The sequence below is a fragment of the Ruegeria sp. AD2(2025) genome (assembly GCF_056542385.1).
The window spans coordinates 696,916-714,147 of record NZ_JBQFZS010000001.1; the positions used below are offsets into that span (position 1 = coordinate 696,916).

The 17,232-nt window shown below is 59.7% G+C and carries 15 protein-coding genes and 1 tRNA gene; 12 read left to right on the top strand and 4 right to left on the bottom strand.

What is annotated here, in order from left to right; translation table 11 throughout:
- Nucleotides 1-13 precede the first annotated feature (13 nt).
- The 4 genes from ACR1XV_RS03400 to miaA form a co-directional block, all read right to left on the bottom strand.
- Nucleotides 14-1,060, bottom strand: a complete 1,047-nt coding sequence (locus tag ACR1XV_RS03400; RefSeq protein ID WP_480528898.1) for an ABC transporter permease — start codon at nucleotides 1,058-1,060, stop codon at nucleotides 14-16.
- A 121-nt stretch (nucleotides 1,061-1,181) separates the two neighbouring features.
- Nucleotides 1,182-2,852 carry an ABC transporter substrate-binding protein gene (locus ACR1XV_RS03405; RefSeq protein WP_480528899.1) on the bottom strand — a complete coding sequence of 557 codons (1,671 nt, stop codon included), beginning with the start codon at nucleotides 2,850-2,852 and terminating at the stop codon, nucleotides 1,182-1,184.
- A gap of 41 nt (nucleotides 2,853-2,893) precedes the next feature.
- The gene (locus ACR1XV_RS03410) at nucleotides 2,894-3,025 is read right to left on the bottom strand and encodes a hypothetical protein (protein ID WP_480528900.1); all 132 of its coding nucleotides are present in this window, start codon (nucleotides 3,023-3,025) and stop codon (nucleotides 2,894-2,896) included.
- A 156-nt stretch (nucleotides 3,026-3,181) separates the two neighbouring features.
- Nucleotides 3,182-4,075: a tRNA (adenosine(37)-N6)-dimethylallyltransferase MiaA gene (gene miaA, locus ACR1XV_RS03415; protein ID WP_480529288.1), complete on the bottom strand. Its 894-nt coding sequence runs from the start codon at nucleotides 4,073-4,075 to the stop codon at nucleotides 3,182-3,184.
- 97 nt (nucleotides 4,076-4,172) lie between these two features.
- Between miaA and pyrH the strand changes: the two genes are divergently transcribed.
- From pyrH to ACR1XV_RS03475, 12 genes are all read left to right on the top strand, one after another.
- Nucleotides 4,173-4,916, top strand: coding sequence for a UMP kinase (pyrH, locus tag ACR1XV_RS03420; protein ID WP_480528901.1), 744 nt, complete (start codon nucleotides 4,173-4,175; stop codon nucleotides 4,914-4,916).
- A 215-nt stretch (nucleotides 4,917-5,131) separates the two neighbouring features.
- Complete coding sequence (locus ACR1XV_RS03425) at nucleotides 5,132-6,718, top strand: BCCT family transporter (protein ID WP_480528902.1); 1,587 nt, start codon at nucleotides 5,132-5,134, stop codon at nucleotides 6,716-6,718.
- A gap of 153 nt (nucleotides 6,719-6,871) precedes the next feature.
- On the top strand, nucleotides 6,872-8,098 hold the full coding sequence (locus ACR1XV_RS03430; RefSeq protein WP_480528903.1) for an aminotransferase class V-fold PLP-dependent enzyme: 1,227 nt from the start codon (nucleotides 6,872-6,874) through the stop codon (nucleotides 8,096-8,098).
- Nucleotides 8,099-8,145: 47 nt separating this feature from the next.
- Entirely contained in the window at nucleotides 8,146-9,579 is a 1,434-nt protein-coding gene (locus ACR1XV_RS03435) for a cryptochrome/photolyase family protein (protein WP_480528904.1), read from the top strand.
- Nucleotides 9,580-9,640: 61 nt separating this feature from the next.
- Nucleotides 9,641-10,849, top strand: coding sequence for a class I SAM-dependent methyltransferase (locus tag ACR1XV_RS03440; protein WP_480528905.1), 1,209 nt, complete (start codon nucleotides 9,641-9,643; stop codon nucleotides 10,847-10,849).
- A 16-nt stretch (nucleotides 10,850-10,865) separates the two neighbouring features.
- Entirely contained in the window at nucleotides 10,866-11,306 is a 441-nt protein-coding gene (locus ACR1XV_RS03445; protein WP_480528906.1) for a TrgA family protein, read from the top strand.
- Between the two features lie 18 nt (nucleotides 11,307-11,324).
- Complete coding sequence (locus ACR1XV_RS03450; RefSeq protein WP_480528907.1) at nucleotides 11,325-12,083, top strand: gamma-glutamylcyclotransferase; 759 nt, start codon at nucleotides 11,325-11,327, stop codon at nucleotides 12,081-12,083.
- A gap of 6 nt (nucleotides 12,084-12,089) precedes the next feature.
- Nucleotides 12,090-12,440, top strand: coding sequence for an NUDIX domain-containing protein (locus ACR1XV_RS03455; protein WP_480528908.1), 351 nt, complete (start codon nucleotides 12,090-12,092; stop codon nucleotides 12,438-12,440).
- Between the two features lie 69 nt (nucleotides 12,441-12,509).
- Complete coding sequence (locus ACR1XV_RS03460) at nucleotides 12,510-13,544, top strand: cysteine synthase A (protein WP_480528909.1); 1,035 nt, start codon at nucleotides 12,510-12,512, stop codon at nucleotides 13,542-13,544.
- Complete coding sequence (locus ACR1XV_RS03465; RefSeq protein ID WP_480528910.1) at nucleotides 13,544-15,964, top strand: DUF3772 domain-containing protein; 2,421 nt, start codon at nucleotides 13,544-13,546, stop codon at nucleotides 15,962-15,964. Before ACR1XV_RS03460 ends, ACR1XV_RS03465 begins: the two co-directional genes overlap by 1 nt.
- 46 nt (nucleotides 15,965-16,010) lie before the next feature.
- Nucleotides 16,011-16,100, top strand: a tRNA-Ser gene (locus tag ACR1XV_RS03470).
- Nucleotides 16,101-16,203: 103 nt separating this feature from the next.
- Entirely contained in the window at nucleotides 16,204-17,196 is a 993-nt protein-coding gene (locus tag ACR1XV_RS03475; protein ID WP_480528911.1) for a hypothetical protein, read from the top strand.
- The last annotated feature ends 36 nt before the right edge of the window (nucleotides 17,197-17,232 follow it).

A 17,232-nucleotide genomic window follows, 5' to 3' on the forward strand; every position in this document is an offset into this window, starting at 1 on the left:
ATCTGACCCTCCCTTATGAAATGCGAATGCGCGGGTTAAGGTAGACGTAGCCGATATCCGAGATCAGCTGCGTCACCAGCACCACAAAGACCGACACGACCGAGATCGCCAGCAACAGCTGGATATCATTGTTGCCCGCCGCCTGCACCAGCGCCCAGCCGAACCCTTTGTAGTTGAACAGGGTCTCGACGATCACCACACCATTCAGCAGCCATGGGAACTGCAGCATAATGACGGTGAATGGCGCGATCAGCGCATTGCGCAGCGCGTGTTTCATGACGATGTTCGGGAAGGACACACCTTTGAGGCGCGCGGTTCGGATGTATTGTGCTGTCATCACCTCGGTCATCGAGGCGCGGGTCATGCGGGCGATATAGCCCATGCCATAGAGCGCAATGGTCAGCACCGGCAGGAAGAAGTTTTCAAATGTCGGGTTCTCCATCGCCTGCGTCGCGGTGCCCTTGAACCATTTCAGGCCCACAGCGGATGACGTGAAGATCGCGATGAAGATCACACCCGATACATATTCCGGCGTCGCGGTGGTTGTGATGGCAAAGGTCGACAGCGTCCGGTCCGTGGCCGAGCCCTCTTTCATCCCTGCCAGAATGCCAAGGATAAGTGCCGAAGGGACCATCAGCAGCATCACCCAGAACATCAAGCGTCCGGTCAATGCCAAACGTGTGCCGACAACGGTCGAGACTTCTTCTTTGAAGACGGTTGAATAGCCCCAATAACCCTGCAGGATGCCGCAGAAATTGGGCGACTCTTCGGCGGTTTTACCCGGCAGAATGCATCGACCCTGAACGGTCCCGTCTTCGTTGGTGTGCCGGTACGAGGGCAGAACACCCAGCCATTCGCCATATTTTATAGGCGTCGACTGAAGATAGCCGCCTTTTTCCAGAAAACTCTCGACCTGCTCATCCGACATCCGGAAATTGCCCTGCGTTTTCGCAAGTTTTTCCAGGTTCGGGTAGAGATTGGTGAGGAAGAAGACCAGGAATGTCAGGCACAATGCTGTCAGCAGCATAATCCCCACACGCCTTAGAATGAAAAGTCCCATGATAGCCCCTGTTGGTCGGCTGGCGTAGCAGGCATGTCGCCCCACGCATTGCTATTATTTTGGTCGCCGTAATTAGGACGAAGGGCCGCGCCTGTGTGGCGCGGCCCTTTTTTGTTGTGGCTCAGGAGGTCAGGCCGAACTTGTAAAGTTGCGGCAAGTCCGCGATGTGCTTTTCGACACCGACCATATTGTCGCGGTGGTGCCGCATCGCCGTCCGCCAATAGGGCTGGATGACCACACCTTCGTCGATCATGATCGCCTGCAACTTGGCCATCACTTCGCGGCGCTGGTCCACATCCGCAATGGAGTTCGCCTCGGCCAGCAGCGTGTCGAACTCTTCGTTCGAGAAGCCGGATTCGTTCCAAGCCACGCCCGACTTGTAGGCCAGGGCCAGAATCTGCGTACCCAGCGGGCGGTGGTTCCAGTTGGTCGACGAATAGGGGTACTTGGTCCAGTCGTTCCAGAAGGTCGAGCCCGGCAGAACCGTATGCTTGGCCTTGATACCGGCGTCGTTCAACTGCGCGACCACCGCGGCAGTCGTATTGCGGCGCCAGTCATCATCGATCGACTGCACTTCGTGTTCGAAATCGCCCATGCCGGCTTCGTCCATTAGCGCCTTGGCGCCCGCCGGATCATAGGGGATGCGGGTAATCGACGAGTCGTACTCGGGGTGCATCGGGCCAACATGGCTGTTTTCGGCCACGATACCATAGCCAGACATTCCAAGTTCCAAGCAGACGGCGTTGTCGACCGCCATGGCGAGGGCCTGACGCACCCGCTTGTCGGCGTAGATCTTGTTGCCGTCGGCGTCCTCGGCCAGTTGGTTGGGGCGGATGACGATGGTAAAGCCCGACGGAATCTCGGACCGGACAAGGCCGATGCTGTCGAAGATATCGACAAATTCGCCCACCGATTCCCAGTTCATGTCGATTTCTTCGGCCTCATAGGCGGCCAGGAAGGCGGCGGGGTCGGTGCCGTAGTCGATGAATTCGATCCGGTCGATATAGCCACCTTTTCCGGCCTCATAGCCCCACCAGTCAAATCCTTCGTTGCGCACCAGAACGCCCTTGACGCCCACTTCGTGGCTTTCGGGCAGCATAAAGCCGGTGCCGACCGGGTTCGACAGGATGTCGTTGGCGTCAAAGCTGGAATGCACGATGGCACCCGGATAGTCGGCCATGCCGGGAATGATCGTGATGTCCGGCGCGTTGCACTTCAGTTTGACGGTGTGCGAGTCGACAACGGTGATGGCACCATCTGCGGCTTTCTGAGTGCCTTCATCGACCAGAGACGCCATGCGCGAGGCCATGGAGTTGCCTTCCAGAGACGCATCACACCACCCTTCAATGTTGCGCGCTACGTCCTCGGCGGTGAAGTCGTCACCATTGTTCCACTTCACGCCTTTGCGGACGTTCAGCGTATATTCGGTGGCGTCTTCATTGGCTTCCCAGCTTTCCAGCAGCATGGGCTTGAACGAACCGTCATTGTTGTATTCGACAAGATATTCCAGCCAGCCCGCCGTGAAGGTCGCGATCTGTGTCCAGTCAAAGGTGCGCGGATCTTTGAGCGCGCGCACTTCCATCTGATAGCGAATGGTGCCGCCTTGCTGCGGTTCGGCTGCGGCAGCGGGTGATTGCAGACCGATCATGCCATAGGCGGTAGGCACGGCAACGCCCAGCGCGGTCACCCGCGCCATAAATTCCCGACGGCTCAGATTGCCATCGCGGTATTCCTGCGCGTGCATTTCCGCTGCCCAATGCATCGGCTTTCCGTTGATTGTCTGGTTTTCCATAGATGTCTCCCTGTGACACTGAATTTTGTAATTCTTATTGATTAGGCTTGGCGCTGCCGGGGCCGATCCATGTCGGGCCGCAGGGCCGTGGGCTTGATTTTCTGAGTTTCAAACATCCCCATCTCTGCATTCCGCACCAGTTTTGGATCGGCGTCAATGTTCGAAATCGTCATGGAATGTCCAAAAACGACATATCTGTAGAAAGTCAGATGCCGGTTGTTTCAAACTGAAACCCGGCATCCGCCGCAAAAAATGCTGCGTTCCGGCCCCGAAATTCGCATGTCGGGTGGTCGTCGTTTCGCTCTTTTCGGGTTGCGGGTGCGCTGGTCCTAAAGCGCCGCGTCGATGCGGTGCCAGGCCCCCATCCGGGCGCGAAACCAGGTGCGCTGTCGTTTGGCGTATTGCCGGGTCGCGATAGTGGCCCGCTCGCGCGCGGCGTCCAGCGTCATCTCGCCGTTTAGGTGGGCCATCAGTTCCGGCACGCCGATGGCCTTGCAGGCGGGCAGGGCAGGATCATAGCGGTCGCGCATCCGGGCGACCTCGTCCATCGCGCCCTGATCCAGCATCTGATCAAACCGGCGGTTGATGCGCTCCAACAGCCACGCTTTTTCGGCGTCGAAAACGATCGGAACCGTTTGGTCGAGGTCAAGGATCGGCGGCCGGGTGTCGGCCTGCCATTGGGCCAGCGACCGACCGGTGGCGCGCTGCACTTCCCACGCGCGCTGCACGCGGGCGCGGTTGCGGTGATCGAGACCGGCGCGGGTTTGCGCGTCGACGCCCTCGGTCAGTTCCTCCAACGACAAGGCATCGGCTTGCGCGCGAATTTCGGGCGGCGTGGCAGGTATATCCGCCATCCCTTCGGTCAGTGCCGAGAAATACAGCCCCGTGCCCCCCACGATAATCGGGCGCGACCCCTGCTTTAGCAGCGGTGTTATATCCCGCAGCCAGTGGCCGGTCGAATAGGTCTGGTCGTATCTGACATGCCCATACAGGCGATGCGGCGCGCGGGCTTCCTCGTCAGCCGAGGGGCGGGCCGAGATGACGCGCCAGCAGTTATAAACCTGACTGGCATCGGCGTTCACGATCACGCCGCCGCAGCGCTCGGCAATCAGCAACGCCAGCGCCGATTTGCCCGAGGCCGTGGGCCCGGCGATCAGCACCGGTTTGTCGTCGGGGATCGGGGGCAGGCGGTTCCAGAGCCGGTCGGCGGTGGTATCGGCCATCAGCGGTTGCCTCATTCCTGACTATCCGCATTGAACCCGCGGAGGTTTTGCTTCATTTTGCGCCGGAAAATAACCCCGTGCCAGCCCGGAGCGCAACATGACCCTTTCCCCGAACGCAGAGACCCGAAAAACCAAGTATGACCGCGTCATGCTGAAAATTTCCGGCGAGGCTTTGATGGGTGACCAGGGATTCGGTCTGCACCCGCCAACCGTCCAGCGCATCGCGCAAGAGGTCAAATCAGTACACGATCTGGGCGTCGAGATCTGCATGGTCATCGGCGGCGGCAATATCTTCCGGGGCCTCAGCGGCTCGGCGCAGGGGATGGAGCGTACGACGGCGGATTACATGGGAATGCTGGCCACCGTGATGAACGCGCTGGCGATGCAATCGGCACTGGAAGGGGTCGGGGTCTTTACCCGCGTGATCTCGGCCATCCGCATGGATGAGGTGTGCGAGCCCTATATCCGACGCCGCGCTGTACGCCATCTTGAGAAGAAACGGGTCTGCATCTTTGCCGCCGGAACGGGGAACCCCTATTTCACCACCGATACCGCGGCCACGCTGCGCGCCAATGAAATGGCCTGTCAGGCCATCTTTATGGGCAAGAACGGGGTTGATGGTGTGTATGACAAGGACCCCAAGACCAACGCCGATGCGGTCCGGTATGACACGGTCAGCTATGACGACGTACTGGCCAAGCGGTTGCGGGTCATGGATGCCTCGGCCATTGCGCTGGCGCGCGACAACAACCTTCCGCTGATCGTCTTCGGGCTGGATGAACCCGGAGGATTCCGCGGCATTCTGGCCGGAGAGGGCACTTATACCAAAGTGCAGGGCTAGGCCTGCGGCTGGCAGGGTCAAAGAACCGCCACTGATCAGGATCGACGCGTTGCAGTTCGGAGCGCTGGGCCTTGTGTCACGCTTTCTACACAATGTCGTTTTTGGCCAAAAAAATCTGAAAATGTCGTTTTCGGTCCTCGGACAGTCTTAATAGTCTTGCCTAAAATACTGTCGTTCCCCGAAGACTTGGGGCACTAAAACAGAGAGGAAGAAAAATGTCCGATAATACGGATTCCGACTATGAAGTCGGTCAGGACAATGTTCAGATCTTCGGTCTGGACGTCCACAATCCGGTTTTTGCTGTTTCGGGTCTGACCGTCATTGCTTTCGTGTTCTTCTCGCTCGTCTTCCGCGAGCAGGCGTCCGAATTCTTTGGTTGGCTTCGTCCGGCACTGACCAGCAACTTTGACTGGGTGTTCATGCTTGCGTGTAACATCTTCGTAGTATTCTCGCTTATGCTGATCGTGACGCCTTTTGGTTCGATCCGGCTGGGTGGGGATGATGCCAAACCGGATTACTCCTACGCGGGCTGGTTCGCGATGCTGTTTGCCGCAGGCATGGGTATCGGGCTCGTTTTCTGGGGCGTGGCTGAACCGATTTCGCATTACGGGTCCTCGGTTGGCGGCATTGCCGTTGGCGAAGACGGAGTGCGTACGGACTGGGCTCCGCTTGGTGCAGGTCTGGAAGACCCTGAGGCTTCGAAAAAGCTGGCCATGGCTGCAACCATCTTCCACTGGGGGATGCATCCTTGGGCGGTTTATGCGGTTGTTGCACTGGCGCTGGCCTTCTTCAGCTTTAACCGCGGTCTGCCGCTGACCATGCGGTCGGTGTTCTACCCGATCTTTGGTGAGGCGACATGGGGTCCGCTGGGTCACATCATCGACGTTCTGGCGGTGTTTGCCACCATCTTCGGTCTGGCGACCTCGCTAGGTCTGGGTGCGACGCAGGCTCTGGCCGGTCTGAACTATCTGTTCGGCGTGCCTGTCAGCGATGGCATGAAGGTTCTGCTGATTGCGCTGATCACCGCCTTCGCGCTGGTCTCGGTTGTGGCCGGTCTGGACAAGGGTGTTAAGCGCCTGTCCGAAGCCAACATGATCCTGGCGGGACTGCTGCTGCTGCTGGTTCTGCTGGTCGGACCGACCATCGCCATCCTGACCGGTTTCTTCGACAGCTTGGTCGAGTACGTCGTGGCGCTGCCGGCGCTGTCTAACTGGGTTGGCCGCGAAGACGTCAACTTCATGCAGGGCTGGACCACCTTCTACTGGGCGTGGTGGATTTCCTGGTCGCCGTTCGTTGGCATGTTCATCGCGCGTATCTCGCGTGGCCGCACCATCCGCGAATTCGTGACCTGCGTCATCCTGATCCCGACCATCGTCGGTGCCCTGTGGATGGCCGTCTTTGGCGGTGCCGCACTGGATCAGGTTCTGTCCGGTTCGGGGCAGGCCCTGTCTGACGCGGCGCTGGAACTGAAGATGTTCACCATGTTCGAGCAGTTCCCGATGACCTCGCTGCTGTCGTTCGTCGGCATCATCCTGGTGGTCGTGTTCTTTGTCACCAGCTCTGACTCGGGGTCGCTGGTGATCGACACGATTACTGCAGGCGGCAAGACGGATGCGCCGACTGCGCAGCGCGTGTTCTGGTGCGTACTGGAAGGTGCGATTGCCATCGTGCTGCTGTTGGGCGGCGGTCTGGGGGCGCTGCAGGCGGCTGCTATCGCCACCGGCTTCCCATTCGCCATCGTTCTGGTGCTGATGTGCGTCTCGCTGTTCATCGGTCTGGTGAACGAGCGGCGCCGGCGCTGACCGACCGGTTCTAAATCGGAAACTCCGAAAGGCCCCGGTCGATGACCGGGGCCTTTTGCATTTTGACGGGGGGCTGCTTGACGGGCCAGCCCCGCCTCTGCTTACTGGCGGCACCGTCAGCGCAGACGGGCGGACGATCGGGGAGGAATGCGCATGAGCAAGCTGGATATCGAATTTGTGCGCGCGCAATTCCCGGCCTTTGCCGAGCCTGGCCTGCAGGGGCAGGCTTTCTTTGAAAACGCGGGCGGGTCCTATACCTGCCAGCCGGTGATTGACCGGCTGTACCGGTTCTATACCCAGCGCAAGGTTCAGCCCTATGGCCCCTACGAGGCCAGCCGCCTTGGCGGAGCCGAGATGGACGAGGCCCGAACCCGGCTTGCCGCCCTTCTTGGTGTCGAAACGGATGAGTTGAGCTTTGGCCCTTCGACCACGCAGAACACCTATGTTCTAGCGCAGGCCTTCCGTCAGTGGATGCAACCCGGCGACGCAATCGTGGTGACCGATCAGGATCACGAGGCCAATTCCGGCCCCTGGCGGCGGCTGGCGGAGGAGGGGATCGAGATCCGGGAATGGCAGATCGACCCCGCGACCGGCTTGCTGAACCCGGCCGATCTTGAGAACCTGCTGGACGATACCGTTCGGCTGGTCTGCTTCCCCCATTGCTCGAACGTGGTGGGAGAGATCAATCCCGTGACCGAGATCACCGCGATAGCCCACGCGGCGGGGGCGTTTGTCTGTGTCGATGGGGTGTCATATGCGCCGCATGGTTTCCCGGATGTGGGCAATCTGGGGCCCGATATCTACCTGTTCTCGGCCTACAAGACCTATGGCCCACATCAGGGCTGCATGGTCATCCGCCGCAGTCTGGGCGCGTTGCTGCCCAATCAGGCGCACCATTTCAATGGTGGGGATTTGACCAAACGGTTCACCCCGGCTGGTCCCGATCATGCGCAGATCGCGGCCAGCGCCGGGATGGCGGATTATGTCGATCAGTTGTGTGACCACCACGGCGGCCCAGCAGCCGGTGCCAGCGAACGTGGCGCTTTTGTCCACGATTTGATGCGTGCGCATGAGGTCGCGTTGCTGCAGCCGGTGCTCGATGCCGTCAGCACGCGGAACGCGGTGCGCCTGCTGGGGCCCTCGGATGCGGCCCGCCGGGCCCCGACGGTGGCGCTGGCTTTGAACCGCCCGGCTGGCCCGGTTGCCGCGGAACTGGCCCGGCACGGCATCATGGCAGGTGGTGGAGATTTCTATGCAGGCCGCCCGCTGCAGGCGATGGGAATCGACCCCGATCAGGGCGTGCTGCGGCTGAGCTTCACGCATTATACCTCTCAGCAGGAAATAGATCAGCTTTTGCAGGCGCTTGACGACGTTTTGTGATCCGATTTCCGGGCCACCGCGTAAACCCGAAAAACAGGGGGGCGTGAATGACGGACGAGCGGTCAGCGGTCATAATATGGTTTCGGCGCGATCTGCGGCTGAGCGACCACCCCGCGCTTGATGCGGCTGTTCGATCGGGTCGGCCAGTCGTGCCCGTGTTCATTAGGGATAATCAGGTCGATACGCTGGGCAGCGCGCCCAAATGGCGGCTGGGGCTGGGGCTCGAAACCTTTGCGCGCGCGTTAGAGGACAAAGGCAGTCGCCTGATCCTGCGCAGCGGCGATGTGGGCGATGTGCTGCGCAAGCTGATCCGCGAGACCGGTGCCACGGCGGTTTACTGGTCACGCGCCTATGATCCGGCATCAATTGACCGCGATACCCGGATCAAGGCGGCGCTGACGGCACAGGGGATCGACGCCCAATCGTTCGCGGGGCATCTTCTGTTCGAGCCGTGGGCTGTGGCCACGAAGGCGGGGCAGCCGTTTCGCGTCTTCACCCCGATGTGGCGCGCGGTGCAGATGCGCGATGTACCCGCACCTGCGCCAGCACCCGCCCGGCTGACTGGGCCTGACAAGTGGCCCGGGTCGGAAGCTCTTGGGGCTTGGCACCTGCATCGGGACATGCAGCGCGGGGCTGCAATCGTCCGACCTTACGTTCAGCCCGGCGAGGCGGCGGCGATGGATCGGTTGGATGCGTTTCTGCAGCATGTGGATCGCTACCCGGATCAAAGAGACCGGCTGGATGCCGAGGGAACCTCGGGCCTGTCAGAGTATCTGTCGCTGGGTGAGATCGGCCCACGGACCGTCTGGCACCGGGTTCAGGCCGCAGGACAGGTGGGCGCGACGGGGGGCGAAGCCTATCTGCGGCAGTTGGTCTGGCGCGAGTTTGCCTATCATCTGATGTATCACTGGCCGCATCTGCTGACTGAAAACTGGAAACCCGAATGGAACGGGTTTCCTTGGAACACCGACCCGGGCACCGCCCAGGTGCAGGCGTGGCGGCGGGCGCAGACCGGAATACCGCTCGTGGATGCGGGGCTGCGGCAGATGTATGTAACGGGTCGGATGCACAACCGCGCCCGGATGATCGTGGCAAGTTACCTGGCCAAGCATCTGACAACCCATTGGAAAATCGGAATGGACTGGTTCGCCGATTGCCTTGTCGACTGGGACCCAGCGGCCAATGCGATGGGATGGCAATGGGTGGCGGGCTCGGGGCCTGACGCCGCCCCCTTTTTCCGCATTTTCAACCCCGAAACACAGCGCGAGCGATTTGACCCGCAGAACAACTATCTGCGCCGATGGATCGCCGAGGGTCAAAGCCAGCCTTCGACCACCGCATTGGCCTATTTCGACGCGGTGCCGCGATCATGGGGTCTTTCGGCGACGGGTACATACCCGGCGCCGATCATCGACCTGCCCGGGGGCCGCCGCCGGGCACTGCGCCTCTACGAGAACACAAAAAATCCAGTAAGGAACTGAAAACTTGCCAGAAACCGAATCCCGCCCTAGCCTTAAACCACAACCGCAGAGGGGAGAGCGGATGGTCCTGACATCCACGGAAGGGCAGGAAAACCTGCCGAGGTATTTTTCTCAGGTCTTCAAGATGCTGAACCGGATGGAGTCCGGGCGGCTGGACATCGCGCTGCCCGACGGTCGCGTTTTCCGTTCCGACGCGCCTAATCCCGGTCCTGTGGCTCATGTGGACATCCACGACCCGGATGTGTTCGCGCGTCTGGTGCGGGAAGGCGAGCTTGGCTTCTCCGACGCCTATCTGGAAGGCGACTGGAGCACCCCCGATTTGCGCAGTTTCATGGATCTGGTGCATCTAGGCACGGAAACAGTCTATGATGATTTCACCGGACAGTTTCTGGTTCGCGCCTATGAGCGCCTGAGGTTCTGGTTGAACCGGAACCACAAGTCACAGGCCAAAAAGAACATCTCGTACCACTATGATCTGGGCAATGAGTTCTACGGGCTGTGGCTGGACGACACCATGACCTATTCCAGCGCTATCTTTGAGACCGGGCAGGAAAGTCTGGAAAAGGCGCAAACCGCGAAATATGCCAGTCTGGTCGATGAAATGGGGGCCAAGCCCGGTGATCATATCCTTGAAATCGGCTGCGGCTGGGGCGGGTTTGCCGAATACGCCGCTAAAGAACGCGGGTTGCGTGTAACGGGCCTGACCATCAGTCAAGAGCAGTTGAAGTTCGCGCGAGAGCGCATTGAAAAGGTAGGTCTTTCTGACCTCGTTAAGTTCAAGCTTCAGGATTACCGCGATGAACAGGGGCAATATGACGGCATCGCCTCGATCGAGATGTTCGAGGCGGTTGGGCAGAAATACTGGCCGGCCTATTTCAACACCGTGCGGGACCGTCTGAAACCCGGCGCGCACGCGACGTTACAGATCATCACCGTCGCGGATCATCGCTGGGACGTTTACAAGAATGGCGTTGATTTCATTCAGAAATATATCTTTCCGGGTGGAATGCTACCCGCGCCATCGGTCTTGCGGGAACAGATCGGGCTCGCGGGACTGGATGTGGTGCGCTCGAAAGAGTTCGGCCAGAGCTACGATCTGACCCTGCGCCGCTGGTATGAGACATTCAATGCGAAATGGGATCAGATATCCGAACTGGGTTTTGATGAGCGTTTCCGCCGCATGTGGAATTATTATTTGACCGCTTGCGGCGCAGCCTTTGACACCGGCAATTGTGATGTGACACAGATCACAGTAGCTAAACCCAGTTAACGGACGGAAAAACCGAATGCCTACAGCTTCACGCCTTGTTGCTGCCCTGTGTCTTCTGGTGGTGGCATTTCTTGTATCGAGCATGATCATAGAAAACGGCGAAGAGGGGAAGGATTACGGCTATTTCACATATGTGAACATGCTGTTGGGTGTGGTCTGCGGCTGGGTGATCATGGGCAAGCGCGCTGGCCGGGGCTGGACCGCGGGCGTGAACAATGGGCTGACTGGGGTTGTGGCGCTGGTATTCTGGGGTCTGTTTGTTCAAGGCACCTACGAGATGTTCAGCCAGGCCATGCGCCACCGGTTCGGCGGCCCGTTCGAGGCGCTGCTGGCCATCTTCCAACTCGGTGTTGGCTATGGCGAAGAACTGCTGGCGCCAGAGATTCTGTGGACATTGGCCATCGGCGCAGTTGTCACCGGCTTGTTGACCGAGATCGCATTCCGGCGCTGGCGCTGAAACCAGAAGGTCGGCGCTTTGTCTGATCTGTTTTTCTACGGCACCCTGCGGCATGAACCCCTGCTTGAAGCGGTGCTGGGTCGCCCGGCCTCGGACCTGTCCGCGACCCCCGCCGTATTGCCGGATCACGCCGTCTATGGCGTCAAGGACCAGCCGTTTCCGATGATCGTGGCAGAGGCAGGCAGCAGCGCCGACGGGCTGCTGGTGCGGGGGCTGGAACGCCAGGACTTGGATAGGCTGGCCTATTACGAAGGCGGTTTTGACTATGATCTTCGCCTTCAGACCGTGCAGCTTGGGGATGGCTCGACGGTCAAAGCGCAGGTGTTTTACCCCGAAGCCGATCTCTGGACACCCGACCAACCGTGGTCTCTTCGGGCGTGGGCCGAGCGCTGGGGGGATCTCAGTCTGCTGGCCGCTGACGAGGTCATGGCGCATTTCGGCACGGCGAACCCCAGCACAATTGCCCGCAACTTTCAGGCCATACGAACCCGCGCCTGGGCTAGGCTGGCCGCACGGGCGCGCGGCACCGGCGATCAGCGTGACGTCGGGCACGACGTGATCGTTCACCGCCGCACCCGCGCCTATATCAACTATTTGGGGATGGAAGAGGTCGAACTGCAGCACCGTCAGCATGACGGGTCCATGGGGCCGGTGCTGCATCGCAACGGGTTGATGCAAGGGGCAGCCGTGGTTGTGTTGCCTTATGACCCGATGCGGGATGCGGTGCTGTTGATAGAGCAGTTCCGTCCGCCCGTCTTTCTGGCCGACGACCCCTAGCCCTGGATGTGGGAACCCGTTGCCGGCATGATCGACCCGGGCGAAACCCCCGAACAGGCCGCCCGTCGCGAGGCGATGGAAGAGGCTCAGGTCTCTCTGACTGTGCTGGAATATGCAGGCGGGGCTTATTCTTCCAGCGGGTCTTCGACTGAATATCTGCACCTCTATGTCGGGCTGGCGGATCTGGCCGAGACTGTGGGTGGCGGTGGGCTGGCGTCAGAGGGCGAAGATATTCGAAGCGAAATCCTGCCTTTCGAGACGTTCATCACGCGTGTGGACAGCCGTGTTTTCAAGGATCTGCCGCTGTTGATGCTGGCGCATTGGCTTGCGCGGCACCGTGAACGGCTGCGGGCCTGACTATCGCGGCTTGTGGTTGCGGCGGGGCACCTGTAAATCTTCTGCGAAACCATATGACAAGAGGGCGCCATGCGCATTGCACGAGACCTTGCCGACGCGGTCGGACACACCCCCCTGATCCGGCTGCGCAGCATCAGCGAGCAGACCGGTTGCGAGATTCTCGGCAAAGCCGAATTCATGAACCCGGGGCAATCGGTCAAGGATCGCGCGGCGCTTTACATCATCCGCGACGCGATCGCGCGGGGTGATCTGAAGCCCGGGGGTACGATTGTGGAAGGCACCGCCGGCAATACCGGGATCGGTCTTGCGCTGGTCGGGGCGTCGATGGGTTTCAAAACGGTGATCGTGATCCCCGAAACTCAGTCGGAAGAGAAAAAGGACATGCTGCGTCTGGCCGGTGCGCAACTGGTGCAGGTGCCTGCGGCCCCTTATCGCAATCCAAACAACTTTGTGCATTACTCGCGCCGTCTGGCCGAGGAACTGGCGCAGACCGAACCCAATGGCGCGATCTGGGCCAACCAGTTCGACAACGTGGCCAACCGTCAGGCGCATGTGGAAACCACCGGCCCTGAGATCTGGGAGCAGACCGGCGGCAAGGTCGATGGCTTTGTCTGCGCGGTGGGGTCTGGCGGCACACTGGCCGGTGTGGCCGACGCCCTGCAGCCCAAGGGCGTGAAGATCGGCCTTGTCGATCCGATGGGCGCAGGGCTGTATTCCTATTATACCACCGGCGAGATCGCGATGGAGGGCGGCTCGATCGCGGAAGGCATTGGTCAGGTTCGGATTACCAAGAACTTGGAAGGGTTTACGCCGGATTATTGCTATCAGATGACCGATAACGAGGCGCTGCCTTATATCTTCGATCTGCTGCGGGATGAGGGGCTGGTCATGGGTGGTTCAACCGCCATCAACATGGCAGGCGCAGTCCGGCTGGCAAAAGATCTGGGGCCGGGTCACACCATTGTCACCATCCTGTGCGACTATGGCACCCGCTATCAGTCCAAACTGTTCAATCCGGAATTCCTGCGCGAAAAGGAACTGCCGGTGCCCGACTGGATGACCGAAGCACCGCGTAGCATACCCGGCGTGTTCGAGGACGTATGATGATCTGGCGGGTCCGCCTGTTTCTGACGGTCATTCTGATCGTTCTGGGCGCGACCGCCTCGGCGCAGCTGACCGACCGTCAGAGCGAGTATTATCAGGGCTGGCTCAGCACCGCGAACCGGGCCGAGGCCGTGATCGAGGCCAATCGGGCCTCGAACGCCTCGCTGGAGAATTTACGCTCCGAAATAAACAGTTATCGAGAAGATTTTAACCGCGCACGCGGAGCCAGTACCGAGCGGATTCAGACGCTGGAAGATCAAATCAAGGCGCTTGGTCCCAAGCCCGAAGGCGACGCGACCGAGCCGGAAGACATCGCCACCCTGCGCGAGCATCTGGAAACGCAGCTCAACAGCCTTCGGGTGCCGCGCATCATCTCGCAAGAGGCCTATACCCGCGCCAATGGCCTGATCAGCGAGATCGACAAGATTATCCGGGATCGTCAGAAGAAAGAACTGCTGGAACGCGGACCGTCACCGTTCAATCCGGTTTATTGGGCACCGGCCTGGGCGGATATAGACGAAGCTGTGCGCGGGCTGGTGAACGAAACGGCCCAGAACCTGCGGTCGGACATCGTGCGTGAACAGATACGCGAGCGGGCACTCGAGATCGTCATTTTGGTGTTCATTGCCTCTGTCCTGTTGCTGTACGGTCGGCGCTGGTCGGAAAGAGGCGGCACTTACCTGCGGCTGTTGGGCGGTCACGGCAGCGGTGTCTGGACCTTCGTCGTCTCGCTGCTGCGTATCCTGTTGCCTTGGCTGGGGGTACTGGCTCTGACCATGGCCATCGTGCTGACCGGTGTTCTCGGCCTTCGCGGTAGCCTTCTGATCGAGAATCTTCCCTATTGGGCCGCCATCATCTTCTATTTCGACTGGATCGGGCGTCAGATTTACCTGATGGGTGAGGCAAACGGCTTCAAGCGTTTGTCTGCGCAAAAGATCAAAGAGTTACGGGTCTACATTGATCTTCTTGCCATCATGCTGATCTTGCATGATCTTGCGATGCTGTTCGAGGATATTGAGAATATCTCGGACGCCACCCGCGCGGTTGTCGGGTTCCCGATCATTCTGGCTACGGCGCTCTTGCTGTTGCGGGTGCGGCAGATCCGGCAGTCTTCGCCGGCGGCATCAGCGCAAGAGGCCTCCTCGCGCGCGGCAGGGCTCGGTCAGCTGGTCGAGTTCATCCGCCGAGCCCTGTTCCTGCTTGGGATTGCAACGCCGGTTCTGGCGGCAGTTGGCTATATCAACGCGGCCGAAGCGATTGTTTTCCCAGCGGTCAAGACGCTGATCCTGATCGCTGCACTGGTGATCGTTCAACGTTTCTTCGCCATGGTCTACGGCTGGTTGTCGGGGCAGGGCGAGGCGGCGCGGGATTCGCTGTTCTCGGTTCTGGTGGGGTTTGTGCTGGCGATTGTGGCGCTACCCATTCTGGCGATCTACTGGGGCGCACGGCAGACGGATCTGCTCGAGGCATGGTCCCGGCTGCTGCTGGGATTCGATATCGGCGGGGTCACGATCTCGCCCAGCAATTTCCTGACCTTTGTGGCTGTTTTTGCCATCGGATACACCCTGACCCGCCTGCTGCAGAGCGGGTTGCGCAACTCGCTGCTGCCCAAGACCAGCATTGATCCGGGCGGACAGAATGCGATCGTTTCGGGCACCGGTTATGTCGGGATTTTCCTGGCCGCGCTGATTGCGATCATGGTGGCCGGGTTCGACCTGTCGTCGCTGGCGATTGTGGCCGGCGCGCTCTCGGTCGGGATCGGCTTTGGTCTGCAGACCATCGTGTCGAACTTTGTCTCGGGCATCATCCTGCTGGTTGAACGCCCCATTTCAAAGGGCGACTGGATCGATGTGAACGGGATGATGGGCTATGTCCGCGATATCTCGGTGCGGTCCACGCGGATCGAGACGTTTGACCGCACCGATGTGATCGTGCCGAATTCGGACCTGATCAGCGGCGTGGTGACGAACTATACACGTGGCAACACGATTGGCCGCGTCATAGTGCCCGTCGGCGTGGCATACGGCACCGATACCCGCCGGGTCGAAACCATTCTGGACGAAATCGCCAACGCCCATCCCATGGTGCTGGCCAACCCGGCTCCAAGCGTCGTGTTCCAGGGGTTCGGCGCGGATTCGCTCGACTTCGAAATCCGTGCGATTCTGCGGGATGTGAACTGGGTTCTGTCGGTGAAATCGGACATGAACCACGAAATTAACCGCCGCTTCGTCGAGGAAGGTATTGAGATCCCCTTTGCTCAGCGCGATGTCTGGCTGCGTAATGCCGAGGTTCTGCACACCGATGCCCAAGAGCAGCCCAACCCCGCCGAGACGTCCCCTGAAGCCGACGCAAAGCGCACCACGGGCGCTGTCGAAATGACCGAGACGGATTTGGATTCCGGCGACGGAGATGAGCTGTAATCGGGCCTTGCAAATCCGGTTTCGATGGTCCACATATCGCCGGCACGGAGAGGTGGCCGAGTGGTCGAAGGCGCACGCCTGGAAAGTGTGTAGGCGGGAAACCGTCTCCAGGGTTCGAATCCCTGTCTCTCCGCCATACCCCAAGTATCGATAGAGAGCTGGCTTCCGGCATCTGATGACCTACTTAACAGGCGGGTAGACTCGGAAAAACCGTTCCTCTAGGATCGGCTTGTTTGCGAGTGAACCTGGGCATCAGAATAGAGATATTACTGGGGATGGTATTGGCTATGAAGCGTGTTTTTCTGTCGTTTATTTCTTCAATTTTTGTACTGAATTCGGTGCAGTTGGCATTGGCTTCAGACTATCCGCCGCGAACGCCAAGCCCGGTCAACGTCCGCCAGATTCATAGCGGCCACAGCCTGACCGATGCCTATATGTCGGGCCCCTGGCCTGGGCAGTTGATCCTGGCGACAGATACAATTCGTGGCGCGGGGCCTCTTAACTCGATCCGGGGCACTAACTTTCAGACAATTGGCCACTCTTCGATACCCGGCTCGAACCTCAGGTGGCGTTGGAACAACGAGGCGAAGTACGGTGCTCCGGATGCACGCAATGACATCCAGCACTATGAGCTTCTGGTGACGACCGAAGCCGTACCACTGAGCCCGGATGCCGATTATTTCAAAGAGAACACGCTCGATTTCATCGAAAAGTGGGTGGATAATAGTTGGAAGAACGGCAATCGCGGGCAAGGCGCCGAACTCATGCTCTACAGCACTTGGGTTTGGTGGGAGAACCCAGACGATCTGCGACCGAGCGGCGAGGGGCACATTCCTTTCCGCGAACGACTGGAGATCGAAGAGAAGCGTTGGGAGCAGATTCAGGACCACGCCAACGCAGTGCGCCCCTCGGGGATGCCGCGGATCTACATGATCCCCGGACATCGCCTGATGATGCGGATTTACGACGATATCGAAGCGGGTAAGGTGCCCGGCGTAGATAATATAGGTGATCTCTTTCTGGATACGATTCACCTGAATCAGGCAGGTGCATACGCTGTTACCTGTCTGATTTTTGCCGTTATCTATCAACGGGATCCGGCGTCTCTGCCGAACCGCTATGATATCGGGAATGGGGATGTGGTTGAGGTGCCATTCGAACTGGCCGAGTATTTCAAGGCCACGGCTATGGACGTCGCCAGAAACTACGAAAGATCGGGAGTTCCGAAATAACTGCCCGGTAATTGCCGTATTTATTTGTGATGTTCC

What these genes read in the sequence shown, in the direction of transcription:
- ACR1XV_RS03410 (WP_480528900.1), bottom strand. Translation starts at nt 3,025, where the DNA reads ATGACGATTTCGAACATTGACGCCGATCCAAAACTGGTGCGGAATGCA.
- ACR1XV_RS03430 (WP_480528903.1), top strand. Translation starts at nt 6,872, where the DNA reads ATGAGCAAGCTGGATATCGAATTTGTGCGCGCGCAATTCCCGGCCTTT.
- ACR1XV_RS03435 (WP_480528904.1), top strand. Translation starts at nt 8,146, where the DNA reads ATGACGGACGAGCGGTCAGCGGTCATAATATGGTTTCGGCGCGATCTG.
- ACR1XV_RS03455 (WP_480528908.1), top strand. Translation starts at nt 12,090, where the DNA reads ATGTGGGAACCCGTTGCCGGCATGATCGACCCGGGCGAAACCCCCGAA.
- ACR1XV_RS03400 (WP_480528898.1), bottom strand. Translation starts at nt 1,060, where the DNA reads ATGGGACTTTTCATTCTAAGGCGTGTGGGGATTATGCTGCTGACAGCA.
- miaA (WP_480529288.1), bottom strand. Translation starts at nt 4,075, where the DNA reads ATGGCCGATACCACCGCCGACCGGCTCTGGAACCGCCTGCCCCCGATC.
- ACR1XV_RS03445 (WP_480528906.1), top strand. Translation starts at nt 10,866, where the DNA reads ATGCCTACAGCTTCACGCCTTGTTGCTGCCCTGTGTCTTCTGGTGGTG.
- ACR1XV_RS03465 (WP_480528910.1), top strand. Translation starts at nt 13,544, where the DNA reads ATGATCTGGCGGGTCCGCCTGTTTCTGACGGTCATTCTGATCGTTCTG.
- ACR1XV_RS03425 (WP_480528902.1), top strand. Translation starts at nt 5,132, where the DNA reads ATGTCCGATAATACGGATTCCGACTATGAAGTCGGTCAGGACAATGTT.
- ACR1XV_RS03405 (WP_480528899.1), bottom strand. Translation starts at nt 2,852, where the DNA reads ATGGAAAACCAGACAATCAACGGAAAGCCGATGCATTGGGCAGCGGAA.
- pyrH (WP_480528901.1), top strand. Translation starts at nt 4,173, where the DNA reads ATGACCCTTTCCCCGAACGCAGAGACCCGAAAAACCAAGTATGACCGC.
- ACR1XV_RS03440 (WP_480528905.1), top strand. Translation starts at nt 9,641, where the DNA reads ATGGTCCTGACATCCACGGAAGGGCAGGAAAACCTGCCGAGGTATTTT.
- ACR1XV_RS03460 (WP_480528909.1), top strand. Translation starts at nt 12,510, where the DNA reads ATGCGCATTGCACGAGACCTTGCCGACGCGGTCGGACACACCCCCCTG.